This window comes from Nannocystis sp. RBIL2 (genome assembly GCF_026626745.1).
Taxonomy (GTDB): Bacteria; Myxococcota_A; Polyangia; order Nannocystales; family Nannocystaceae; genus Nannocystis.
The window spans coordinates 5,813,083-5,838,640 of the sequence record NZ_JAPNJW010000001.1 but is presented as its reverse complement, the minus strand read 5'-3'; the positions used below and the strand labels follow the sequence as shown (position 1 = coordinate 5,838,640).

The window sequence follows — 25,558 nt, the reverse complement described above, 5'->3', positions numbered from 1 at the left end:
CTACGCGTCCTCCCCGCCCCAGCGGGGCGCGAACTCCTCGTCGAGCTTGCCCGCGCGGCGCAGCAGCTCCTCGTGGATCAGCAGGTCGATCAGCATCGGGTACCACAGCGCGTGCATGCCGGCGTGGAGGACCCCGGGGATCCCGTCGCGCCAGGCGCCGAGGCCGAGCGCGCGGCTGAAGTTGATGAACGGCCGCACGAACAGCGGCAGCTTGTTGTAGATCCGCCGCAGCACGGCCACGCGGCCGGCCTTGGTGCGCAGGTGCAGCTCGGCGAGCCGCTGCTGCTGGCTCAGGCCGTCGACGTAGACCTTGGCCTCGCGGGCCGCGTAGCCGACGTGCTTGCGGAACAGCTCCGACATCGGCTTGGCGTCGCGGTGGATCATGCGCGCCTTGAGCACGGTGATCCGCAGGTCCTTGTCGTCGACGCGCTCGTTGATCCCGCGGCTGAAGCGGGCCACCTTCGGCCGCATCAGCCGCAGCATCATCGCGTGGGTGAACTCGCCGTGCTTGAGCTTGCGCCCGAGGATGCGCACGTCCCAGCGGACGTAGGCGCCGTCGAGGTCGTCGCGCTGGATCGTCGCCTGCACCTCGTCCCACAGCGCCGGCGTGAACTCCTCGTCGGCGTCGAGGAAGTAGATCCACTCGAAGCGGTCCTCGACCTGCTCGAGCGCCCAGTTGCGCTGCTTCGAGTAGTCCTCGAACTTGTGGACCACGAACTCGGCCTTGTACTCGCCCGCGATCGCCTCGGTGCGGTCGACCGAGTTCGAGTCGACGATCAGCACCGGGCAGCGGCCCGCGATCGACGCCAGCGCCTTCGGCAGGTTGAGCTCCTCGTCACGCGTGAGGATGACGACGGCGAACGGTGTCATGAGCGGGCCCTCGAGACATGTTGTTGCAGCGCCGGCGAGCCGCCCACCTGGGCCCGCGCCGGCAGCGAGACCTGCAGCGCCGCGCCGACCACGATGCCGACCATCGGCACCAGGATGTAGCTCTTGTACGACGCGGCCGTGACCACGTACAGCATCACTGCCACCGCGCCCGAGAAGATCGTCGCGCGCAGGTGCACCGGCGTGCGCATCGCCTGCCGCGCCAGCGAGAACACCGGCAGGGCGAACAGCGCCGAGCCGAACAGTCCGAACTTCCACAGGTGGTACGCGACCATGTTGTGCACGTAGCTGGCATGATGGCCGTCGACCTCGAGTTCCGCGCCCAGGCCGGCGCCGAAGATCGGGTTCTCGGCGAAGATATGCAGGCACTCTTCGATCTCCCGCACCCGCGCGTCCACCGTGCCCTGCTGCCCGAGGCGCAGGTACGTCACCGCGAAGTCCGACAGCACCGTGGCGAACACCACCGCCGCCAGCACCCCGAGCCCGACCACCAGCGCACCTTTTCGCGGCGAGCGGATCGACAGGCTCGTCAGCCACCCGAGCGTCATGCCGAGGACCATGCCGCGGCTCACGGTGGCGATCACCACGACCACCAGCACCGCGCGCGAGAGCGAGCAGACCCGCCGCAGCGACCGGCTCTGCACGAAGTGCAGCAGGAACGTGGCGCAGAACAGCCCGACCAGGGGGTGCCCGATCGCCATCTTAAAGTAGTTGTAGACCGACCGGTAACGGCTGAGGTCCCACGTCGGCATCAGGTACAGCGAGGCCAGGCCGTCGGCCACCGCGACCAGCAGGACCGCCGCGAACAGCCACCGCGGCCGACTCGCGGCCCGCCCGGCGCACAGGCCGAGGGCGAACAGCAGGTACGAGAGGGCGTCCTCCAGCGACTGCCCGAGCGAGTTGCCGCCGATCGTGCCGACGGCGAGCCCGACGATCAGCGCCAGCACCCACGGCAGCAGCAGGGTGACCTGCGCTCTGGCCGCGGACGAGCGCAGGAAGCCGCCGAAGCCCGCCAGGGTCACCAGCAGCAGGTACATCGTGATCAGGATGGTCAGGCCCTGCGGGAAGGGCGGCAGGGCCAGGGTCAGGACCATGGCGGCCGCGGCGAAGACCGTCGTGAACACCCGGTCCTCACGCTACCACGCCGACCCCGCCGGACGCCGACCCCTGCCGCGCGTGAGGGTCACGGCCATGGCGCCGCCGCGGAGCCTGTCAAATTTTCGACAAATCCGGCGAGGCCGCAAAAAGCCGCGAATCTCCGGCGATCGGCCGAACTTCCGAGTCTGTATCGGACCTCACACTCGCGGCGGTCACCTGGCCGATCTGTCCGATGGATCTAGCAGCCCCCAGCCGCGCTCGAGCGATCTCCGGCGCGCCGCGGCCCTTGCACGGCCCCTTTTCGTTTCGTAGGTTGCCTGTCCGGCAAGAGGCCCATGCAGCGTCAATGGTTGGACTGGCAAGGGCCGCTGCTCCCCGCGGCCGCCGCCTGGCTCATCGAGCGCCACGCCGAAGGTCGTCGCTGCGACCTCCGGGCGGTCCGCTGCGTGCTGCCGGGCGCCCGTGCCGGCCGCGTCCTGCTTCACCTGCTGCTCCGGCAATGCGCCGAGCGCGGCCTCCGCCTGGTCCCGCCGCAGGTCCTGACCCCTGGGGCGCTCGCCGAGCTCCTGGTCCCCGGCGACTCCCGCACCGCCTCGACCCTCGAGTGCACCCTCGCGTGGATGCACGTCCTGCGTGAGGCCCGCCCCGAGCACATCACGCCGCTCGTGCCGAGCCGCCCCGACTTCTACGACTGGCCGGCCTGGCACGAGCTCGCGGGCACCGTCGCGGGCGTCGTCGACGAGCTGTCGGCCGAGCTGCTCTCGCTCCGCGACGTCGCCCGGGTCGCCGCGCGCATGAACATGGAACGCGAGGCCGAGCGCTGGGCCGTGCTCGAGCGCCTCGAGTCCCGCTACCGCGAGCGCCTCGCCCGTGAGGACCGCATCTGCCCGCACGAGCGGCGCCGCGAGGTCATCGCGGCCCTCGTCGACGGCGCCACCCCCGTCGACCCCGATCATCAGCTCGTGCTCGTCGGCGTCGTCGACCTCGCCCGCGTCCACCGGGCCATCGTCCGCGCCTACGGCGACCGGGCCACCGCCCTGATCCACGCGCCCGAGAACCTCTACGCCGGCTTCGACGCCGACGGCTGCGTCGAGCGCAACTTCTGGTCCGGCCGCCCGATCGAGATCCCCGACGAGCAGCTCATCATCGCCGACCGCCCCGCCGACCAGGCCCAGGCCGTCATCCGCTGCCTCGCCGACCTCCGCGGCGCCTACCGCCCCGAAGAGGTCACGATCGGCCTCGGCGACGAGAAGCTCGCCCCCACCATGACCCAGGCCGGGCAGTGGGCCGACATCGCAGTCCACGACCCGCGCGGCCTCCTGGCCCTGCACGGCCGCCCGTTCCGCCTGCTGCAGGCCGGCCTCGAGTGGGTCCGCGACCCGCGGTTCTTCCCGTTCGCCGCGCTGATCCGCCACCCCGACGTCGAGGGCTTCGTCCGCCGCCTGCTCGGCAAGGCCAAGCCGCAGGCCGGCCCCGCGCCCGAGTGGGCCGAGAGCAAGCCGGTCGAGCAGGCCCCCGCGGACGTGCCCTTCAGCGCAGGTCTCGAAGGACAGGGCCCAAAGGACAGCAAGAACGACGTCGCCGCCGACGACCACACGATCGTCGAGTGGCTGACGGTGCTCGACCGCTATCACACCGAGCACCTGCAGGACAACCTCGGCAGCGCCTGGCTCGGCGACGAGAAGGTCGCGCGGCGGATGCAGATCCTCCACGACATCGTCGCCAAGCTGTACTCGCCGCTGGTCGGCGACCGCCGGCCGCTGACGCAGTGGTTCGAGCCGATCCTCGAGGTCCTGCGCAACGCCTACGGCCACCTCGACGTCCACGCCAAGGCGATCAGCGACCAGCGCGTCGCCAACACCTGCATCGAGATCGCCAAGAACCTCGGCGGCCTCACCGGCGCCGCGCCCGGCCTCCAGCCCGACGTCGACGGCCCGACCGCGCTGCGCCTCGTGCTCGCCCAGCTGGCCGGCCTGCGCGTCCCGGAGGACCCGCGCTCGGGCCAGATCGAGATGCTCGGCTGGCTCGAGCTGCACCACGACCCGGCGCCGGTGCTGGTGCTCGCCGGGTGCAACGACGGCGCCGTGCCGCAGGCGGTCACCGCCGACGCGTTCCTGCCTGACGGCCTGCGCGAGCACCTCGGCGTGCTCAGCAACGGCCGCCGCTACGCCCGCGACGCTTATCTGATCGAGGCGATCCGCCGCAGCCGCGTCAAGTGCACCTTCATCGCCGGGCGCCAGGCCGCCGACGGCGAGCCGCTCACGCCCTCGCGCCTCCTCCTCGCCGGCGACCTCGAGCGCCTGCCCGCGCGGATCCTCCGCCTCTGCGATCCGAACCACGCGCGCCGCTGGGCCCTGCCGTACGGCGCCCCGCCCTCGGGCGCCACCTCGGGCTTCCGGATCCCCGAGCCCGGCGCGTTCGTCGAGCCTCCGGCGATGACGGTGACGGAGTTCGGCTGGTACCTGCGCTGCCCGTTCCGCTACTACCTCAAGTACGTCCGCCGCCTGCGCCTCGTCGACGACAGCGCCGTCGAGCTCGACGCCCTGCAGTTCGGCAACCTGACCCACGACGTCCTGCAGCGCTTCGGCGAGGACCCGGCGATCGCCGACAGCGTCGACCCCGAGGCGATCGCCAAGTACCTCGACGGGGTGCTCGACGACCGCGCGCGTGACACTTTCGGCGCGCGCCCGCTGCCGGCGATCCGGATCCAGATCTCCCGCCTCCGCCAGCGCCTCGTCGCGTTCGCGCCGCACCAGGCCCGCCGCCGCGCCGACGGGTGGAAGATCCGCCGCTGCGAGTTCGAGCTGCCCGAAGAGACATTTCTGCAAATTCCCGATCAGGCGCCGATGCGGCTCAAGGGGAAGATCGATCGCATCGATCAAAACATCCGCGACGGCTCGTGGATGATCATCGACTACAAGACCAGCGAGTCCGGCCACAGCCCCGACAAGACCCACCGGGCGGCGCGCGGCTCGGCGAGCCAGTGGAGCGACCTGCAGCTGCCGCTCTACCACCACCTCGCGGCCCAGCACGGCTACACCGGGCCGGTGCAGCTGGCCTACATGAACCTGCCGAAGAAGCCGGAGCAGGAGGCGCTGCACATCGCGCGCTGGACCCCGGCCGACCTCGACGACGCCGTCGGCACCGCGCGGGACATCGTCCGCAGCATCCGCGCCGGCCGCTTCGACATCATGGGCGACTTCGCCGCCCGCTACCAGGACGACTTCGCCAACATCTGCCAGACGCGCGTGTTCGGCGGCGCCGACGACCTGGAGGCCGAGGCGTGAGCGACCCCGAGAAGCCGCCGCGCCCCGAGTCGCTGTGGCTGTTCGGCGAGCCCGAGGCGGCCGCGGTTCAGCCTCCGCCTGTCCGCAAGGCCAGGCGCAACCGACCCGCGCCGCGCCAGGTCGCTCGCCCCGCCCGCGACCTCTTCAACGCGGTCGCCGGCGCCTTCGCCCGCAGCGCCGAGGCAGCCGCCCGGCCGGCGCCGCAGCCCGCGGAGCCGATCGCCGAGCCGCGCAAGCGCGGCCGCAAGGGCGACCGCGGCGAAGGACATGTCCCTGCGGACAGGCAAGCCCGCGGCGCGAGCGACACGCAGGCCGGTGGGTCTGTCCCGACGACCAGGAAGACGCCCCGCGCGAGCGACACGCCCGAAGGCGGGCCTGTCCCGACGGACAGGAAGGCGCGGAGCGCGAGTGACACGCCGACAGACGGACCTGTCCCGACGGACAGGACGGCGCGGAGCGCGAGTGACACGCCGACGGACGGACCTGTCCCGACGAACAGGAAGCCGCGCGGTACGAGCGACGTGCCTGTCCCGACAGACAGGCAGCTGCACGCGACGGACGCGCAAGCGAGCGGAGCTGTCCCGACCGGCAGGAAGTCGCGGGGCGCGAGCGACACGCCGGCGAGCCCAGGAGCCGTCGTCGCGGGAGCGACGGGCGAGGCGGAGCGGCCTGTCCTCGCGGACAAGCCCGAGGTTTGGGGTGTAGCGCTCGATGAGCGCTACCTCGCGGAGCCGACGGACGCGGAGCGATCGGTTCCTGCGGCCAGGCGCTCGCGGGGCGTGAAGCCTGAGCAGACCGCCGGGGGTGGCGCCCAGGAGTCGAGAGACACGCACCCTCGCCGCGCGGATGCCCGCGCCGCGCAGACCGATGTCGTCTCGCACTCCGAGCGCGAGCCTGGTCTTGAGAGCATTCCTTCGGAGGACCTCGAGTGGTCGCGCCTCGAACCGTCGGACCCCGAGCTGGGCGCCGAGCGGGAGGTCGTCGCCGAGGACATGCGCGCCGGCCTGGGCGAGCTCGACGCCCTCGACCGCCACCGCGAGGCCGCCGATCTGCCTGGCCCGGCGGACAGCCTCGCCGACGCGATCGCCCTGGCCGAGGCGGTCGTGCTCGACCCGCCGCACGCCCGCAAGCGACATGCGCGAAAGGACAGGTCGCAGGTCCTCGAAGAACTTCCGCCGGCGCCGCGGCAGGACGTCCTCGCGGTGATAGCAGAGGCCGAGCGGGTCGCCGAGGCCGCGCTCGACCTGCCGCCGGACCCGCGGCTCACGGGCGGGCACCGGCTCGAGCACATGCGGATCCTCGCCTCCGCCGGCTCGGGCAAGACCTACCAGCTGACCAACCGCTACCTGCAGATCTTGAGCCGGGGCGCCTTCCCGTACTCGATCCTGGCCAGCACCTTCACCCGCGCCGCGGCCGGCGAGATCCGCGATCGAATCCTGCGCACCCTCGCCGAGGCCGCCGACGACGCCGCCAAGCGCGACGAGCTCGGCCATCGCCTGCACCGCGACCTCGCGCGCACGCGCGTGCTCGACCTCCTGGCCAGCCTGGCCAACAACCTCCACCGCCTGCAGATCCGCACGCTCGACAGCTTCTTCGGCACGATCGTGCGCTGCTTCTCGCTCGAGCTCGGCCTGCCGACCGACGCGCGGATCGTCGACGAGGACGAGGCCTTCCGCCTGCGCCGCGAGGCGATCGGCCTCATGCTCGAGGAGGGTGACACCGAGGCGATCATCGAGCTGCTCGCCTCGCTGACCGAGGGCAGCTCGGAGCGGGCCGTCACCGACACGATCGACAACACGGTCAGCTCGCTCTACGACCTCTACCGCGAGGCCCACGACACCTCCGCGTGGGAGGCGATCGCGCCCGAGCCGACGCTGGGGGAGCAGGAGCTCGACGACGCGATCGCGGCGCTGCGCTTCGCGGTGCCGACCGACCTCGGCAAGCGCGGCATCGAGGCCCACACCAAGGACTGCCAGCGCGCCGAGCAGTGCCGCACCGGCAGCTCCGACGACTGGATGGAGTTCTTCAACACCGGCCTGGCCAAGAAGGTCGCGGAGAACGAGCTCGTCTATTACAATAAGCCGATCGCCCCGGGCACCGTGTTCGCCTACCGGCGGCTTTTGGGCCACGCGCGCGGGGTGTTCCGCCGCCGCGTCATCGAGCAGACGCGGGCCACCTGCACCTTGCTGCAGCTGTTCGACAGCTGTTATCGCCGCGTCAAGCGCGAGCACAAGGTCCTCACCTTCGCCGACCTCACCGTCGCGCTCGCGCAGGCCGACCTCTCCGGTCACCTCGACGAGATCTGCTTCCGCATCGACGCTCGCCTGCGCCACGTCCTGCTCGACGAGATGCAGGACACCAGCATCCAGCAGTGGAACGCGCTGCGGCCGATCGTCGACGAGACCGTCTCGTACTCGACCGACGAGCGCAGCTTCTTCTGCGTCGGCGACGTCAAGCAGTCGATCTACGGCTGGCGCAACGCCTGCCCGGAGATCCTCTCGCGCCTCGACGACCTGCTCCATCGGCCAGGCGGCCAGGTCCTGCACAAGGAGACCCTGGCGACCAGCTTCCGCTCGTCGCCGGCGGTCATCGAGGTCGTCAACAAGATCTTCACCAACCTCAAGGACAACCCGACGCTGCTGCGCTACCCGTACGCCGCCCGGCGCTGGGACTCCGAGTTCGAGCAGCACACCACCACCCGCAAGATCGCCGGCTACGTCCAGGTGCGCGCCGTCGGCCGCTGCGAGGACCAGGGCAAGCGGCAGGCGCTGCGCCTGCAGGAGGCCGCGGCGCTGGTCGCCGAGCTGTACCACCGCCACCCGGGCAAGACGATCGGCGTGCTCCTGCGCACCAACGGCGCCGTCGGCCGCGTCCTGTACGAGCTCGGGCCCACGCGCCTGAAGATCCCGGCGACCGGCCGCGGCGGCGGTCCGCTGACCGACGCGCCGGCGGTCAACGCGATCCTCGACCTCCTGCGCCTCGCCGATCACCCCGATCACTCGATCGCCGGCTTCAACGTGTTCGCCAGTCCTTTGGGACAGGTGGTCGGCTTCGACAAGGACGACCGCAACCTGCAGCGCCGCGTCGCCGCGCGGGTGCGCCGGCAGATCGCCAGCGACGGCCTGGCGCCGACGCTGCAGCAGTGGGTGCGGGCGATCGCCGGCCAGGTCGACGAGCGGCAGTACCGCCGCTGCATGCAGCTCATCCAGCTGGCCCAGGTGTGGGACGAGCGGCGGACCCTCCGCTGCGACCAGTTCGTCGCCATGGTCGAGACCCGCCCGGTCGCCGACCCGGCCGCCTCCGCGGTCCAGGTGATGACGGTCCACCAGTCGAAGGGCCTCGAGTTCGACATCGTGATCCTGCCCGAGCTCGAGATCGAGCTGGCCTCGACGCGCACGCTCAAGGTCGTCTACGAGCGCGACGGCGACGCCGGGCCGGTGGTGCGGATCGCCCGACATGTCTCGAAGGACATGTGGCAGCAGTTCGACGACCTGCGCCCGATCTTCGAGCAGCACATCGACCGCCTGGCCCACGAGAGCCTGTGCCTCCTCTACGTCGCGGTCACGCGCGCCCGCGAGGGCCTGTTCATGCTGGTCGACCCGCCGAGCGAGGGCAGCCGCGGCGCGCCGGCGAAGGCCTCGGCGCTGCTGATCCACGCGCTCCACGAGGGGCCGGTCGAGCCCGACAGCGTGCTGTTCGAGTACGGCGACCGCAGCTGGCTGGCGCCGCACGCCTACGTCGCGCCCGACGTGTTCGACCCGTCGGACCCGCACCTCGAGTCGTCGGGCCCGCGGGCTGGCGAGCGCCCGGCCGCCGACGCGACCGCGAGCGAGCCGACGAGCCTCAGCTTCCTGCCCTCGCAGGGCCCGCTGGTGCGCGCCGCAGTGATGGCGCAGGACCCGGGCCGCACGGTCGCCGACCACATGCACCTGGCCGACACGCCGCTGTCCCAGTGGGGCGCGGCCATGCGGGCGCTGTTCGGCGAGATCTCCTGGTTCGAGGAGTTCAACCCGAGCACCCCGCAGCTCGAGGCGATCGTCCGCGCCGCCGCGCCGAGCCGCGACGAGACGTGGGTGCGCGCGCGCGTGCAGGAGTTCCTGCGCGTGCTCGAGGGCCCCAACCTGCGCGCCGCGCTCAGCCGCGGCGAGCGCGACCCGGCCGGCTCGCGCGTCGAGCGGCAGATCCCGTTCGCCCGCCTCGACGGCAGCGGCGCCCTCCAGACCGGCGAGATCGCCCGCCTCGTGCTCGAGCTCGATCCGAACCTCGACCTCGACCTGGGCGAGGACGATCCGATCGGTCTCGAAGGACATGTGCAAAAGGCCACCGTCTACGGCCTCTGCCTCGACAACATCGAGAAGCTGTCCGAGGCCGAGGAGCGGGCCAAGGGCTACCGCGACGCGGTGTCCGCCTGGCGCGCCGCGGCGGCCGAGCAGGCCGGCCTCGAGCGCAAGCAGGTCGAGGTCGTCCTGCTGTTCCCCGGCGCCGACGCCGTGCTCGCGGTGTGAAGCGCTCGTGTCGGCTGTTTGAACGAACATGTTCGACCGAGCATGTGTTGAAGGACGTGTTCGATGAGGCGTGTCCTCAGGGACATGTCCTGAGCGCGGCGGTACCCGCCCGGGCCCCATCCAGCGCCGATTCGGCGGGAGAACGCGCCCTCGGGACATGTCCGAAGGGACCTGCGATCGACGACGCTCCCGCGGCGTCAGTCTCGCCGCGCGTCGTCGGAGTCGCTGGCGCGGGCCACGAGGAGATCTCCCCCGCCGGCGGGCGTGGCGGTGTGCAGGGCGATCACGCTCACTCCGCGAGCCTTGCGCTCGACTGCCCCGGCGGCGAGGGCCGCGGACAGCATCGACGTGCGGTCCTGATTGCGACCGTGGGAGCGCTCCCCGAGTCGGCGCTGGAAGTCAGGGAGCGCCTGGACCTGGTAGTTCCAGCGCGCGTCGCCCTCGGCGCTCTCCCAGCCGGGGAAGCGGTCGTGGATCGTCCGCAGCAGCACGCTGCGCCCGTCGCTCGGCAGCGCCGCGACGTTGGCGGCGAAGCGGTCGGTGTAGAACAGATAGTCCTCGGCGTTGCTGAGGTAGAGGACGGTCACGGGCGATCCGAGGGCGCGGGCGGCCGCGGCGATGTCGGCCATCGTCGTGCGGCCGGTGAGGTTGCCCTGGAGGACGCGGATCCGTCCGGCCGCGAACATCTTGCGGACATGGGTGTACGCGTCGGGGTCGGCCAACCATGAGCCGGCCTGCTCCTCGCGCACCCGTTGCAGGTACACCGCCAGCGTCTCGCGCTGCGCCTCGAACAGCGCCTGCGCCCGGCTCCGCTGGTCCTGACTGTCGCTCGCCAGCCCCGCCGCGATCGCCTCGTGCGCCGCGCTGCGGGCCCGCACCTCGAACAGCGCCAGGAACGCCGCGGGGTCCGGCGCCGCTGCGATGAGGGCCGCGTAGATCCGGTGCAGGTCGACGACCTGACGGTCGATGTCGACGAGGAACGCGAACTCGCTGCGAGCGGCGGCCAGCAGCGTGTAATTCTGGTCGGAGGCGACGCCGACGTAGACCCCGCCGAGCTCGCGCATGAACGGGAACCACAGCGCGTGGCGATATTCGTTGCTGACCGTGAAGTGCTCGAGCGGGGTGACGAAGATCCGCTCGGACCGCACCCGCTCCAGCGCGGCCGCCTGCGACGGCGTCAGCGGCGTCGGCCCGCCCGCGGTCGTTGGTGGTCCGCCCCAGTCGCTGTCTGCGGACGCTGCGCCGTCCGGTGTAGCTGCAACCGGCAACGCCGTCGCCAGCGGCACCGCGGCCGCGGCCGGCCGCTCGGCAGCGCGCGCCGGAGGGCCCGCAGAGGCGTCACAGGCCGCGTATACGAGCCATCCGCTCGCTACCAGGGTCAGCAGCGTCCGCACCGACAAGCGGCCAGAATAACCCGGCCCCGACCGCCCCGGCGCCGCGCTTTCCCGCTCCTCGCGGCGGCGGTAGCATGCTCGCGACCGTATGAACCGCAAGCTGTTGCGCGGCGAGCACCTGATCTCCAACTGGCGAGACGTCACGCTGACCTCTCACCGGATCTGGCAGGAGGCGCGCGAGGGCTCGTCGGCGGCGCTGACGTCGATCCCGGTCGACGCGGTGCAATATGTCCGGCTGGGACGTCATCATCTGCCGTGGCTGCTGTGGCTCGCGGCAGTGACGGCGGTGCTCGGGATCGCCGCTCTCGAGTACGACCGGACGATCACCTACGGGCTGTTCGGCGTGGCGCTGCTGCTCGTGCTGCTGTACGGCACCTCGCGCCGGCTCGTGCTCGAGATCGGCGCCGGGACTGGCACGATCGTCGTGCAGGTCGTCGGCGAGGGCGGCAGCTTCGACGCCGCGCTCGAGTTCTTGTATCAGGTCGAGGGACGACGGCTGGCCCACGGCTCCGGTGCCGACGCCCGCAGCGGCGGATCCGCGAGCGGCGCATGGTCAGGGCCCGGCGGCGCCGTCGGTTGAGCGAAGGGCTCGCAGCGCCTCGGAGCGGCGCCTGCGCCGTATATACTTGCCGGCATCCAGGAAACGTTGAAAGGAGCGGTCGACGCGCAATCGATGTCGGCCGCCGGCGAATGGACCCTTCCGCAACAGTTCGATGAGTACCGCCTCGTCCGCGTGCTCGGCAGCGGAAGCATGGGGGTCGTGTTCCTCGGCCACGACACGATCCTCGACCGGCCGGTAGCGATCAAGTTCATCAACGCGCGCGAGGCGAACCCGCGCACGCGCGATCGGTTCGTCACCGAGGCGCGCGCGGCGGCCCGCATCGCCCACCCGAACGTGATGTCGATCCACCGGATCGGCGAGCTCGAGGGCCGGCTCTACATCATCTCCGAGTACGTCCGCGGCCAGCCGCTGTCGGAGATCAAGGGCGCGCTGCCGTGGCAGGAGGCGCTGACGATCGCCGTGGGCCTCGCTCGCGGCCTGGCCGCAGCGCACCGCCAGGGCGTGCTGCACCGCGACATCAAGCTCGCCAACGTCATCCGCAACGAGTTCGGCGAGATCAAGCTCCTCGACTTCGGCCTCGCCAAGCTGGTCCCGCAGGGCAGCCCGCGCCTGCCCGACCTCAAGACGCCGCTGCCCGCGATCGTCGACATCGACGGCCACCTCGGCGACACCGTCACGTTCGGGTCGCCGCGCGTCGACGTCGTCGCCTCGCTCGACGGCACCCTGTCCGGCCGCCTGTCGGGCGCCGCTGATGTCGAGGACAGCTCCGAGGTGCTCGTCGGCACCCCGTATTACATGGCGCCCGAGCTGTGGCGCGCCGAGCCGGCTACCCGCAGCTCCGACATCTACGCCCTCGGCGCGCTGCTCTACATCCTGTGCGCCGGTCACCCGCCGATCGAGGCCAGCAGCACGCTCGAGCTCGCTCGCCTGTCCCAAGAGACAGTCCCGCGTCCGCTGCAGGAGGTCGCGCCCGGCGTCGACGCCCGCTTCGCCGCGCTGATCGACCGCTGCCTGCAGCGCTCGCCGACGACCCGCTTCGCCTCGGCCGACGAGCTGTGCACCGCGCTCGAGCTGCTGCTCACCACCGGGCCGATCGCCGAGGTCATCCACGGCAACCCGTACCGCGGCCTGCAGGCGTTCGAGGCCCGCCACCGCGCGGTCTTCTTCGGCCGGGTCCAGGAGATCCGCGCGGTCGTCGATCGCCTGCGCGTGCAGTCGTTCGTGCTCGTCGCCGGCGACTCGGGCGTCGGCAAGTCGTCGCTGTGCCGCGCCGGCGTGCTGCCGCAGGCGAGCGAGCCGCCCGGGGTCGGCGGCCGCACGTGGAGCAGCCTGGCGATGATCCCCGGCCGGCGCCCGCTGCAGACGCTGGTGTCCGCGCTCGCCTCTCACTTCACGCTCAAGGAGGAGGCCCTGCGCACGCTCTTGATGGGCGAGCCTGAGGGCCTGGTGCGCCTGCTCGCCCGCCGTCAGGGCAAGGACCGCGGCTTCATCCTCTTCATCGACCAGCTCGAGGAGCTCGTCACCCTCAGCGAGGCGCCGCAGGTCGAGCCGTTCGGCCGCTTCCTCACCGCCTTCGCCTCCGGCATCCCGAGCCTGCGCCTGCTCGCCAGCGTGCGCGGCGACTTCCTCACCCGCGCGGCCGCGCTGCCGCAGCTCGGCCCGTTCATCAACCCCGCGGTCTATTTGCTCACGCCGCTCACGCGCGAGGGCATGCGCGAGGCGATCGTCGGCCCGGCCGCGCTGCAGAGCGTCCACTTCGAGTCCGAGGGCCTCGTCGACGAGCTGATCCAGGCCGGCGTCGAGGGCAGCCTGCCGCTGCTGCAGTTCGCTCTGGCCGAGCTGTGGGAGGCCCGCGAGGCCGGCAGCAAGATCATCACCGCCGCCGACCTCGAGCGCATCGGTCGCGTCACCGGGGCCCTCGCGCGCCACGCCGACAACGTCGTCGCCGGCCTGCCGCCGTCGCAGCGGATCGCGGTGCGCCGCCTGCTGATGCGCCTCGTCACCATCGAGGACACGCGCGCCAGCCTGCCGCTCGAAGACCTCGTCAGCGCCGACCCGGCCAGCGAGGCCGCGCTCGAGGCCCTGGTCCGCGGCCGCCTCGTGGTCGCGCGCGAGGCCCAGGACGGCACTGTCCACGAGATCGCCCACGAGGCGCTGATCCGCAACTGGAGCACCCTGCAGCGGTGGATCAACGAGGAGCGCGAGTCGCGGGAGATCCGTCATCGCCTCGAGCAAGCGGCGGTGGAGTGGCAGCGCCTCGGCCAGGGGCGCATCGGTCTGTGGACGGACGAGCAGCTCGGCGAGGCCGACAAGCTCGAGGCCGCGAGCCTGCGGGCGCGCGAGCGCGAGTTCCTCGCGGCCAGCGCGACCGAGCTGCGGCGCCGTCGCTGGCTGCGGCGCGCCGCGGTCGCGACCCTGCCGCTCGTCGCCGGGCTCGCGTTCGCCGGCGTGAAGGTCCAGGAGGCGCGGGCCCTGGCGGGCAAGCTCGACGGCCAGCTCGCGCGCGCGCGCAAGGCCTTCGCCGCCGCCCACGCGCACGACCAGGCGGCCGGGACCAGCCGCGTCGAGGCCCTGCGCAAGTTCGACGCGCGCGACGTGCCGGGCGGCGAGGAGGAGTGGGCGCGCACGCTGCATCGCTTCGACGAGGCCGACCGCACCTACAAGGAGGCGATCTCGGCCTCCGAGGTGGCTCTCGGCTTCGACCCGCTGCACGCCGAGGCCAAGCAGCTGATCGCCGACGCGCTGTACGAGCGGGCGGTGCTGGCCGAGGAGCGCTACCGGCCCGAGCTGGCCGAGGAGCTGATCGCCCGCGTGAAGCTCTACGACGACGGCTCGCGGCAGGCCCGCTGGAGCGCGCCCGCCTCGCTGGCGGTCGCGGTCGCGCCCGACGTCGCGAGCGTGAAGATCGCCCGCTACGAGCGCGACGACGACCACCGCTACGTCCTCGTCGAGCCGCGCGAGCTGGGCCCGGCTCCGGTCGCGCCGCTCGAGCTGGCGCCGGGCTCGTACTTGCTCGAGATCGCGGTCGACGGGCGCGAGCCGATCTTCTACCCCGTCCTGCTGAAGCGCGCCGAGCAGCGCAAGCTCGCCCTCGACCTCCCGCCGGCCTCGGCGATCCCCGCCGGCTTCGCGTTCGTGGCCGCGGGCGCGTCGCTGTTCGGCAGCGCCGACGAGGACACGATCCGCCGCAAGTTCTTCTTCGCCGCGCCGCAGCACGAGGTCGTCACCGGCAGCTACGCGATCGCGCGGCGCGAGACCACCTACCGCGACTGGATCGCCTTCCTCGACGACCTGCCCGCGGCCGAGCGAGCGCTGCGGACCCCGGGCGTCGAGGCCGACAAGTTCCACGTCGGCGTGCGGCTCGAGCCGCACGAGGGCGGCTGGCGGCTGGTGATGAAGGCCGGCGAGGCCACGTACACAGCCCGCGCGGGCGAGCCGCTGAGGTACGCCGGGCGCGAGGCGCTGGCGGAGCAGGACTGGCTCGACATGCCGGTCTCGGCGATCTCGTGGGACGACGCGCACGCCTACCTCGCCTGGCTCGATCGCTCCGGGCGGGTCCCGGGCGCCCGGCTCTGCACCGAGTGGGAGTGGGAGCGCGCGGCCCGGGGCGCCGACGCTCGCAACTTCCCCCACGCCGACACGATCACGCGCGCCGACGCCAACTTCGACGAGACCTACGCCCGCGTCGCCGAGCACGGCGGGCCCGATGTGGGCGGCGCCCACCCGGCCTCGCGCAGCCCGTTCGGCGTCGACGATCTGGTCGGCAACGTGTGGGAGTGGACGACTTCGTCCCTGGCCGCGAATGAGGGCATCATCCGTGGCGGGGCTTATTATTACGACGAGGTGACCTGTCGCTCCGTCAACCGCTATCCGTGGTCTCCGGACACCCGCGATTCGACGCTCGGGTTGCGTGTTTGCGCCTCGGTCCCGACGACACGGCCGAACGGCGGATCGTGAAGAGGTCATCCGCTCTGCGCGATGATTCGCGGGTGCGAAGGCGGCAGTCGACAATAGTCGAAGACCCTGCGGGCGGGCGCCCGAACAGCGCTGCGCTGCGAAGATTTCGCGGTCCTGCGTCGCTCGTAATCTCGGACCACCCGAGTTATGAAGGGGACGGTGGCGCCGGATTGGCCGGCGCTCGGGGAGGGGACGACATGTTTACGCTTTCGCTTGATAAGAACATTTTCGTGGTCGCTGCGCTGTCCGTCGCCGTGGTCGGATGCGACGAGCCGCTTGAGCAGGCCCACGTCGGCACGCCGATCGACGACGACATCACGTTTCGCACGGTGATCGACAACGGCATCGAGCTCAACGGCCCGCTGATGAACGGGATGCGGATGAACGGGATGCGAATGAACGGCATGCGCATGAACGGCATGCGCATGAACGGCATGCGCATGAACACATCCGAGCTCGACAACTTCGCCATCACCGCGGGCAGCCTCATCACCGCGCTGCTGGACTCGATCCAGCGCTCGGGGGCCGACCTCCAGGGCGCCGAGTACGACTTCGACTACGAGGTCGTGCCCGGCAGCTATGAGAACAAGAAGCTGCGGATCGTCAGCGTCGTGCAGAGCAGCACCGACACCGACATCTACTTCAACGACGTGCGCTACCAGGTCGACGCCGCCACCTGGGATTATCTGTGCCGCGACGGCGCCAGCAACCCGACCGAGGCGATCGCCCTCAATTTCGCGTGGGATGACAGCACCGGCAGCCGGCTCGAGTACCCCGACGCGTTCACCTGGGCCTGCCGCGGCGCCGCCCTGGCCAAGGCGGTCGAGTGGGGCTACGCGCCGTGGCGGAGCGCCGGCGCCACCTCGCTGAAGGACGCCCATCAGGCCGCGGTGCGCATGATCCGGGCCGACTACTGCGGCACGGGCGCGACCCACACCGTCAACGGCAACCCGATCGACGTGAGCGACAAGTGGAGCATCCAGGAGCCCGGCACCGTCTGGCCGGTCGAGGCCAAGTGGGGCCCGAACGGCGCGGTGTGCCTCAACACGCCGCGACGGCAGTCGTGGGCCCGCGCGACGGTGATCGCCGAGTGCGTGGCCGCCGGCAAGGGCGTGCTGCCCTACTGCACCAATGACAACCCGAGCGAGTTCGGCGGCCTGCTGATGACCCAGGCCAATCCGCTCTGACCCGCGCGCCGCTGCCGGCGCCCCCCTTGCCCTGGGCGCCGGTGGGCTGCTAGCAGGGTAGGGCCATGCGCAGCCCCCTCGTCGCGTCGCTCACCCTGCTCGCCGCCTGCGCCCCCCCGAACGCGGCGAAGCCCTATCCGAACGCCGAGCCGCCCGCGGGCGAGGCGAAGCCCGCGGCCGAGGTCGGCGTGGTCCGCTATTTCGACCGCGCCGTCGACCTCGCGCCGTTCCTCACCGGCTTCCCGTATGTGCAATGGATGCCGAGCCTGCGCACCGACAAGCTGTTCGTGCTCAAGACCGGCGAGCGCTACGAGCTGCAGATGCTCGACCTCGCCGGCGACGAGGCGAAGAGCCTGGCGCGGGCAGTCACCGTGTCGGACGTCGACTGGTCCCAGCGCAGCCTGTGGCGCCTGCACCACCACGCCGCCAGCGACACGCTATGGCTGCACGCCGATGCTCGCAATGACGAGCACATGAATCTGTGGACCCTGAATCTGAAGACAGGCGCTCTGGAGCAGGTCACCGACCACGATTACGTCTACGGATTCGGCCTCGACGACGCCGAATCGCAGATCGCTTACCTCCCGCGCGCCGGTGCGGCGCCGCCGTACCGCACCTGCCTGCGTGTCATGGACGTCGCCAGCAAGGCGGCGCGTGAGGTCGTCTGCGATACGCCTGCACTCTCGTTCACATGGTCGTTGCCGCGGTTCTCGCCCGACGGCCGCGAGGTCTACTTCGCCGCGCAGGTCGACGGCGACCGCAACCGCACCCAGCTCGTCGCGGTCGACTTGACCGCCGCGCGCCCGGCCGTCCGCGTCGTCACCGACCCCAAGCTCACGCGCACCGACGCCGAGCTGCTCGAGGGCTGGCTCGACGCCGACACCGCGCTCTTCCTCGCCAACGACGACGGCTACCGCAACCTCTTCAGCATGTCCCGAAAGACAGGCGCAGTGAAGCAGCTGACGCGCTTCACCGAGGACCTGACCTCGGCGTCGATCACCGACATCGGCGTGGTCGGCGTGCACCGCAGCCCGCTCGGCTCGTCGCTGGCGGTGATCGACCCGCGCAGCGGCAAGGTCCTCGCGGCGCGCGAGCTGCCCGGCGCGGCCGACGTGCTCGAGGGCCGCGGCGGGCGGGTGCTCTGGACCCACGAGGCGCCGGACCAGTACTTCGAGCTCAACGTCCAGAGCGTCCTCGCCGACGCTCAGGGTCCGGCGTTCGGCCGCGGCTGGAGCGTCGGCCTCACCCCGGCGGTGCGCGAGGCGGTCGTCCAGTGCAAGGCCGAGCGCGTCAAGATCCCGACCTTCGACCGCGACAAGGCCACCGGCAAGCCGCGCGAGCTGCACGCCTTCGTGCTCACCCCGCTGCACGCGCCGGCCGACCCGAGCCGCCGCCTCGCCCTCATCGAAGCGTTCTACGGCGGCGAGAACCGCTACAGCACCTTCGCCCACGTCATGTGCGCGGCCGGCCTCACCGTGGTGTCGCCCACGGTGCGCGGCGGCGACGGCTTCGGCAAGGCGTTCGCCGCCCTCAACGACCGCGACCTCGGCGGCGACGAGATCGTCGACCTGTTCCACGTGGCTCGCTGGGCCGAGCGCACCCTCGGCCTGCGGCCAGCGCAGATCGGGGTGTTCGGCGGCAGCCACGGCGGCTACGCGACCATGCGGGCCCTGACCTTTCCGCCAGGTACCAAGGGACATAGCGACGCCTACGAGTTCGGCTTCGGCCTGGCGCACGCCGGCTTCTCCGACATCAAGAGCTTCCACGACCAGTGCAACATCCCCGACTGGGTGGTGCTCGAGAGCGGCGACCCCGGCCGGCCCGACGACCTGGCGCGCATGAAGGATCGCAGTCCGCTGACGCACGTCGACCGGCTCGCGGCCCCGCTGCTCCTCACCCACGGCAGCAACGACTGGCGCGTGCCGGTCGGCGAGTCGCGCGCCTTTTACGAGAAGGCCCGCGCGCTCGGCAAGCCGGTCACGCTGGTCGAATTTGCCGGCCAGGGCCACCACATCGAGGGCCTGGGGCGGCTCGCCGAGCTCTATCAGGCCCGCTTCGACATGCTGCAGAAGGTCGCCGCCTCACCCGCGTCTGCGAGCCCCGCGACCGGGCCGGCGCGCGGGCCTGCTACGCAGTTGTGAAGCGCGTCACAGTCCGCGAGCGCGCGCGCCTTTTCGCTCCTTTCTGGTTCACCTGCACGGGGGGCGTGTTAGGGTGCGGCGGAAAGGGCGCCAGGCGCCCCCTCAGGAGGCACTGACCTAATGATTCGCAACTTCTTCTTCAGCTCTGTGACGGCGTTCGCCCTGCTCTCTCTCGGCGCCTGCGGCGACGACGGCAAGACCAGCGACACCAACGTCCAGGAGACCCAGGGCACCACGGACACCACGGACACCACCGACACCACCAACGGCACGACCGAGCCGGGCACCACCAACACGCCGAGCACCGAAGGCACCGGCACCTCGATCACCGGCGACGACCCGACCACGACCGGCCCGCTGACCACGTCCGGCCCGATCGAGACGACGACCGAGCCCGAGACGACGACGACCGAGCCCGGCACGACGACCACGTCGACGACCGAGCCCGGCACGACGACCGAGGACACCTCCACCAGCACGACCACGACGACCGAGGGCAACACCACGGACGACGAGCTGATGCAGTGCCTCGACGCCGTGAACCCGGGCGACCCGTGTGGCGAGTGCGCCTGCACCGAGTGCCTCGAGGAGCTGCAGATCTGCTCGGAGGATCCCGGCTGCCAGGCGATCCGCGACTGCGCCCAGGAGGCCGGCTGCGGCGGCATCGACTGCCTCGGGCCGTGCGGCATGGTCATCCAGATGAACGGCGGCCCGTTCGGCCCGTCGGGCATGAAGGCCCAGGCCATCGGCACCTGCGTCGACCAGCAGTGCCAGGGCCAGTGCTGAGCCGCGGCTCGCACGCCTCGCACCGGGCCTGAACCCTCCGGTGCTCCACGCCGGCGCAGCCTCTGCGCCGGCGTTTGTTTTCGCCCCCGCTCGAGGTCACATTCGCGCCTCTTGCGCGATTTTGACCGGCGCGCAAGCGAGCGGGTATCGTCGGGCGGCATGGACCGGCTCCCCCCCGCCGCCCTCGTTTTCGCCTCGGCGCTCGCCCTGGCCGCCTGCCGCGACAGCGGCGACGGCTCGACCACGATCGTCACCACCCACGTCACCGGCGCCTCGACCGACGGCACCGAGGGCTCGACTTCGAGCAGCGCGAGCAGCGGCAGCGACGCCGGCAGCGCGACGTCGCCCACCGACGATGACTCGAGCAGCAGCAGCTCGAGCACGACGACGAGCACGTCGACGACGACGACCACCACCACGACCACCACCGGCGACGAGACGACCACCACCAGCGACGCGAGCAGCACGACGATGCTCGACCCGGTCGAGGCTTGCCTGGCTCAGGTCGATCCGGGCGACGAGTGCAACGCGTGCATCTGCACCGACTGTCTGATGCTGTGGGACGCGTGCCACGCCGACGAGGGCTGCACGGCGATCCAGCAGTGCGCCCAGACCAACGGCTGCTACGGCGACGAATGCGACGCGCCCTGCGCCGCCACCATGAATTTCTACGGCCCTCCCGACAGCCCGTCGATGACCGCGTGGGAGTCCCTGACCGCCTGCCTCAAGGCGGCCTGCCGCCCGCTGTGTCCGTGGTGAACCTGTCCCCCAGGCCAGGTTGATTTTCCCGCCTCACGGGTCGTAGGCGCAGCGGAAGCCGAGGTCGGGGCGCCTGTCCTTCAGGTCACGCAAGCGGCGAGCCGTCGTGCGCACGTCGGCGTCGTCGGTCGACAAGAAGCCGCCGCCGCGGGTGGCGCGGCGGCCGGTGTCGGGCCCGCCCCAGCCGATGTGCTGCTCCTCGCCGGTCTGATAGGAGATCTCCGCGCTCGCGGTCCACTCCCACACGTTGCCGGCCAGGTCGGCCACCTGCCCGCGGCCGCGCCCGCCGGCGAAGCTGCCGACCCGCGCCGTGCCGACCACGCCGTCGCTCTTGTTGTGTAACTTGAGCCATGTCGGAGGGGGCATGTCCTTCAGGCCATGCTTGAGCTCGGGCTGCAGCCGCGCCCGCGCCCGCGCGCACTCCTCCCCGCAGGCGTTGACCAGCCGCGGCCCCGGCTCCTGCTCGCCCCAGGCGTAGGTGCGCTCCTGCTCGCCGCCGCGCGCCGCCCACTCCCACTCGACCTCGGTCGGCAGGCGGCCGCCGGCCCACTGGCAGTAGGCCGCGGCCTGGTTCCAGCTGATGCAGTTGATCGGGTGGCGGCGCTTGCCCTGGCGGTCGCCGTTGCACTGCGCGCTGGCCCACTCGAGCTCGGCGACCGAGGTCTTGAAGCGGGCGCTGGTGGCGGCCTCCGAGCACGGGCCCTTGGCGGCGCAGGCGGCGTAGTCGGCGACACGCACCTCCTCGCGGTCGAGGCAGAAGTCGGCCACCTCGACCTGGCCGCCGACGCTGGCGCGGAAGCGGCCGCCCTCGACCAGCGCCGCGTCGCGCGGACACACCTGGCGGGCCCGCGCCGCCGCCACCTCCGCGGGCTCGCGGATCGCCTCGACCTCGACCCGCAGCAGCGCCCGGCAGCGGTTCGGCGGGCCGTCGCCGCGGTCGTCGCCGCAGGCCCCGAGGTCGCCGTCGCTGCGCACCAGCCCGCGCGCCGCCGACGAGCCGGCTCCGCCGCCCGCGTTCATCCACCCGACCTCGCCGCGGATCTCCGCACCTGCCTCGGAGGACAGGCGGAACGCCCCGACCGACAGCCCCGAGATCACGTGCGTCGCCCGCTCGCAGTCGCCGCGCAGGTCGATCCGCGCCGGCCGCCCGTGGCCGCCCTGCCAGCGGCCGACCACGGTCATGCCGAGCGTCAGCGCGCCGTGGCGCTCGAGCTCCGCCTCGAGGTTGGCCGCGCCGAGGGGGATCTTGGCGTACAGGTCGTCGGCCCGCTTGAACACGTAGTCCTCGCGCTTCGGCTGCACGCCCTGGTAGCGGTAGCTGCCCGCGGCAGTGCAGCCGCGCAGCAGCTCCATCTCGCAGCCGGCGTAGCGGACCGCGACCATGCGCTCGCCCTCGGCCACCAGGGTCTCGAGCTCGCTGCGGTCGTGCGCCGGCCACTCGATGATCAGCGGCCGCGCGTGGCTGCGCGCGACCCCGCAGCGGGTCTGGCCCTCCGGCTCGTAGGTCGGCGTCTGGGCCATGGCGCTGGCGAGGTTGGCGTTGCGGCAACCTGTCCCGGAGGACAGGAGCACGGCGAACCCGAACGCGAGCGCGGCCGGACGGGGGGCGGACACGCCACCAGAGTACCTCAATCGCGCGCGCTGCGGACCGCCGCGACCGCGCGGTCCATCGCGCTGACGCCGTCGCCGGGGAGCGAGCGCCAGCGGACCCGCCCGCCGCGGTCGAGGACCAGGGTGGAGGGGATCTTGTCGACCCGGAACCGGGCAGTGAGCACGAGGCCGCTGTCGTGGACGACCGGGAAGGCGACCCCGAGCGCGCGCACCATCGCCTGGGTGTCGCCCGCGAACTCGTCGGCGCCGATGCCGATCACCGCGACGTCGCGCTGGCGCGCGGCCCAGCGCTGGACCTTGGGCAGGTGGCGCCAGCACGGCTCGCAGTAGCGGGCGAAGAACTCGACCACCACCACCCGGTCGCGCAGCGCCGCGAGGTCGACGACCCGCCCGTCGAGGCCCCGCCGCGAGAACTGCGGCGCCGCCTCGCCGAGCAGGCTGGTCGGCGCCGACGGCGGCATCTCCGGCGGGCGACACCCCGCCGCCACCGCCACGAGCCCCAGCACCCGCCGCCTGCTCCAAGGCACGGCTCTCCTGTACCGCGAACCCACCCGCCGGCGAAAGCCTGGCGGCGACGGATCCGTCCGACCAGATGTCTCTCGGGACAGCTCACGATCCGCGCGCCCGAACTCTTCCCTCCGGAAGATTCCCCAGCCCGGACCGCGCCAGTAGCCTCTATTGTGCCCATCGCGCAATTTTTGCGCACGGTCTTCCGGCGCTGAGGAAGGTCCTCCACGTGCTAGTGTCGGCGGCCTCACCCGATGTTGGCACCCGAGGCGCTCGACTTCAGCCGCGTCCCCCCCGAGCTCGGCAGCCACGTCGGCTGGTTGTGTCTGGCGGTGGTGGTGGCGACCCTGGCGTGGGCGGCGACGCGGATGGAGTCGGTGCGCCGCAGCCTGCTCGGTCTCGAGGACCCGCGCATGTTCGCGACCCTGCGGATCGGCACCGCGCTGATGACGATCCAGTGCTTCTGGAACCTGAAGCCGTACTGGCGCATGTTGTGGAGCGACGAGGGCCTCTACGACCTCGACGAGATCCGCTCGCGGTTCGGCAGCTCGGCGCTGCTCGGCTGGACCCCGGAGGACGGCTTCCTCGACAACTGGGCTGTCCTCAAGTACCTGTGGGGCAAGCACTCGCTGTTCTACTTCTGGTCGTCGCCCGACGGCGTCGAGTGGGTGATGTACGCGATCTTCGGCGTGCTGCTGCTGTACGCCTTCGGGGTGCTGTCGCGGCTCACCGGCGTGCTCAGCTGGCTGCTGGTGTGCAGCGTCTACAACCACAACGGGCTCTACCTCGAGGGCACCGACACCGTGTACCGCACGCTGTGGTGGGTGCTGATCTTCGCCCGCACCGGCGACGCGTGGAGCGTCGACAACTGGGTCCGCTGCAAGCTGCTGCGCCGGGCCGGCAAGCTGCAGGAGGTCGGCGAGCCGGCGCAGCCGGGCAAGCAGCCGGTCTATCGCCTGGTCCCGAGCTGGCCGCGCTACCTCATCATGGCCCAGCTGGTGGCGATCTACACCGCCACGGGCATCGTCAAGACCGGCAACGTGTGGGCCCAGGGCGACGCGCTGTACTACGCGCTCAACATGGACCACTTCTATCGCTTCGAGGACTGGACGCAGCAGATCTCGGCGATCTTCGGGACCAACCTGTTCCGGCTGATGACGTGGGTGACGCGCTGGTGGGAGGAGCACTTCGCGATCGCCATGCTCGGCGCGATCGTCGGGTTCCAGCTGCGCCACCGCGACCAGCCGTGGTTTGTCGCCCAGGACCGGCCGTGGCGCCGCTGGCTCGGCCGCGTCGCGCTGATCCTCGCCTACCTCGCGCTCTACCGCATCAGCGTGCTCGCCTACCCGTACGTGGTCGAGCTGCCGAAGAACCAGCCCGAGCAGGTCGCGACGATCGTCAGCACCGGCGTGCGCCACATCCACATCGTCATGGGCGTGGTCGTGCCGCTGCTGATCGCCGGGTGGTTCGCGCTCGGGCGCTGGCCGCTGCGCGTGCGCCGGTGGACCATCGATCAGACGTTCGTGCAGCGCTGGCTGCTCGGGCGCCGGCTGTGGCTGACCCTCGGGGTCGTCTTCCACGGCTTCCTGATCCTGTTCATGAACATCGGCATGTTCCCGTTCATCATGCTGATGGTCTACGTCGCGTGGCTGCGCGGCGAGGAGATCGCCGCGGCCCTGCACTGGGTGTGGCGGCAGCTCCGGCGCACCGGCCTGCGGCGGGTCTTGCCCGCGAGCGGCGAGCGATGGTTCGGCCCGGCTCAGCGGCCCGAGGACCTGCCCGCGCGGGGGAGCAAGATCCCCGACGCCGTCGTCGTCGTCCTCGGCCTGCTCCTGCTGGCGATCATCTACAAGCGGATCGGCGGCGACCGTGACGTCGGCAGCCTCGTCTACGCCTGGCTCGGCCTGGTCGCCGCAGTCGCCCTGGTGTTCCGTCTGTTTGGCAGGCGCTTGCGGCATGTCCTTAAGAGCATGTCGGAAGTGCCACACAGCGCTGCGCCCGGGGGCGCGCCGGGGCTGGCCGGGGGCGCGTTGTACCGGGCGGTCGCCGTCGGCTTGATGACCTGGCACTTCTGCGCCGTCGGCCTGAGCCTGTTCCCCGGCAGCAACATCTTCAGCCAGTGGCGGTCGGCCGCGCGCGGCGTGTTCGGCAGCTACCTCAGCGTCACCGGCACCTCGCAGAGCTGGAACATGTTCGCGCCCAACCCGCCGCGGGCCAACACCTTCATGAAGACGGTGGTGGTGCTGCCGGACGGGACCCGCTGGGACATCGGCTACAACAGCTACAGCTACCGCCCGTTCCCGTGGATCTGGAACGACCGCATGCGCAAGATGCATCGGCGCATGATCGGCAAGGGCAAGTCGTACCTGCGGCCGTGGTCGTTCTTCGTCTGCCGCAACTGGTTCCTCGACTACGGCACCCCCGCGGCCAAGGTCGAGATGTGGCGGATCACCACGCGGATCCCCACCCCCGAGCAGGTCGCCGCCAAGGGCTGGTACCGGCCCAGGGATCTCAAGGCTACCCACGAGCTGGTCGAGTCGCACAGCTGCCTCAAGAACGGCCAGCTGCCCGCGTTCATGAAGCAGCGCTACGGCATCGAGCTCGACGAGGCCGACCAGCGCGAGCTCGAGGCCGCCCGGGAGAAGCAGGCCCGCCAGGCCGAGCAGCGCCGGCGCAGCTGGGCCTCTCGCCGCGACTGGGGCGGGAGCCCCCAGCCCCGCACCCCCAGCGTCAACCCACCTGCCGCCGCGCAGGAGCAGCCGCCGTCCGAGCCGGCCCGCGGCGCCGAGGACGGCGATGGCGAGTAGAATCGATCGCCGCGAGCGACCCGCGCCGCCGGGCCGGGTCGCAAAGGACCCCGAGCTTACGAATTAAAC

Annotated in this window: 14 protein-coding genes; 9 read left to right on the top strand and 5 right to left on the bottom strand. The window is 71.7% G+C overall.

Going from position 1 to position 25,558, the window contains the following annotated elements; all coding sequences use genetic code 11:
• Positions 1-870, bottom strand: coding sequence for a glycosyltransferase family 2 protein (locus OV090_RS23225; protein WP_267706379.1), 870 nt, complete (start codon positions 868-870; stop codon positions 1-3).
• Positions 867-2,012, bottom strand: coding sequence for an O-antigen ligase family protein (locus OV090_RS50825; RefSeq protein WP_267706378.1), 1,146 nt, complete (start codon positions 2,010-2,012; stop codon positions 867-869). The genes OV090_RS23225 and OV090_RS50825 overlap by 4 nt, the downstream gene beginning before the upstream one ends.
• Before the next feature lie 324 nt (positions 2,013-2,336).
• Here OV090_RS50825 and OV090_RS23215 point away from each other — a divergent pair, with 324 nt between their 5' ends.
• A complete protein-coding gene (locus OV090_RS23215) occupies positions 2,337-5,273 on the top strand; it encodes a PD-(D/E)XK nuclease family protein (protein WP_267706375.1) in 2,937 nt (978 codons plus the stop codon).
• Positions 5,270-9,778, top strand: a complete 4,509-nt coding sequence (locus OV090_RS23210; protein WP_267706373.1) for a UvrD-helicase domain-containing protein — start codon at positions 5,270-5,272, stop codon at positions 9,776-9,778. The genes OV090_RS23215 and OV090_RS23210 overlap by 4 nt, the downstream gene beginning before the upstream one ends.
• A 197-nt stretch (positions 9,779-9,975) precedes the next feature.
• Here OV090_RS23210 and OV090_RS23205 read toward each other — a convergent pair whose 3' ends face one another.
• Positions 9,976-11,178: a hypothetical protein gene (locus tag OV090_RS23205; RefSeq protein WP_267706372.1), complete on the bottom strand. Its 1,203-nt coding sequence runs from the start codon at positions 11,176-11,178 to the stop codon at positions 9,976-9,978.
• 82 nt (positions 11,179-11,260) lie between these two features.
• Between OV090_RS23205 and OV090_RS23200 the strand changes: the two genes are divergently transcribed.
• From OV090_RS23200 to OV090_RS23175, 6 genes are all read left to right on the top strand, one after another.
• Positions 11,261-11,752: a hypothetical protein gene (locus OV090_RS23200; protein ID WP_267706370.1), complete on the top strand. Its 492-nt coding sequence runs from the start codon at positions 11,261-11,263 to the stop codon at positions 11,750-11,752.
• 93 nt (positions 11,753-11,845) lie between these two features.
• Complete coding sequence (locus OV090_RS23195) at positions 11,846-15,691, top strand: SUMF1/EgtB/PvdO family nonheme iron enzyme (RefSeq protein WP_267706368.1); 3,846 nt, start codon at positions 11,846-11,848, stop codon at positions 15,689-15,691.
• 230 nt (positions 15,692-15,921) lie between these two features.
• Positions 15,922-16,878: an ADYC domain-containing protein gene (locus OV090_RS23190; protein ID WP_267706366.1), complete on the top strand. Its 957-nt coding sequence runs from the start codon at positions 15,922-15,924 to the stop codon at positions 16,876-16,878.
• Positions 16,879-16,943: 65 nt separating this feature from the next.
• The gene (locus OV090_RS23185; RefSeq protein ID WP_267706364.1) at positions 16,944-19,019 is read left to right on the top strand and encodes a prolyl oligopeptidase family serine peptidase; all 2,076 of its coding nucleotides are present in this window, start codon (positions 16,944-16,946) and stop codon (positions 19,017-19,019) included.
• 120 nt (positions 19,020-19,139) lie between these two features.
• Positions 19,140-19,805, top strand: a complete 666-nt coding sequence (locus tag OV090_RS23180; protein ID WP_267706363.1) for a hypothetical protein — start codon at positions 19,140-19,142, stop codon at positions 19,803-19,805.
• A gap of 159 nt (positions 19,806-19,964) precedes the next feature.
• Complete coding sequence (locus tag OV090_RS23175; protein ID WP_267706361.1) at positions 19,965-20,564, top strand: hypothetical protein; 600 nt, start codon at positions 19,965-19,967, stop codon at positions 20,562-20,564.
• Between the two features lie 33 nt (positions 20,565-20,597).
• Here the strand turns inward: OV090_RS23175 and OV090_RS50820 are convergent, their stop codons facing one another.
• Both OV090_RS50820 and OV090_RS23165 read right to left on the bottom strand, forming a co-directional pair.
• The gene (locus OV090_RS50820) at positions 20,598-22,178 is read right to left on the bottom strand and encodes an SUMF1/EgtB/PvdO family nonheme iron enzyme (RefSeq protein WP_267706359.1); all 1,581 of its coding nucleotides are present in this window, start codon (positions 22,176-22,178) and stop codon (positions 20,598-20,600) included.
• A 14-nt stretch (positions 22,179-22,192) separates the two neighbouring features.
• On the bottom strand, positions 22,193-22,702 hold the full coding sequence (locus tag OV090_RS23165; RefSeq protein WP_267706358.1) for a TlpA disulfide reductase family protein: 510 nt from the start codon (positions 22,700-22,702) through the stop codon (positions 22,193-22,195).
• 234 nt (positions 22,703-22,936) lie between these two features.
• Between OV090_RS23165 and OV090_RS23160 the strand changes: the two genes are divergently transcribed.
• Positions 22,937-25,489: a hypothetical protein gene (locus OV090_RS23160; protein ID WP_267706356.1), complete on the top strand. Its 2,553-nt coding sequence runs from the start codon at positions 22,937-22,939 to the stop codon at positions 25,487-25,489.
• The last annotated feature ends 69 nt before the right edge of the window (positions 25,490-25,558 follow it).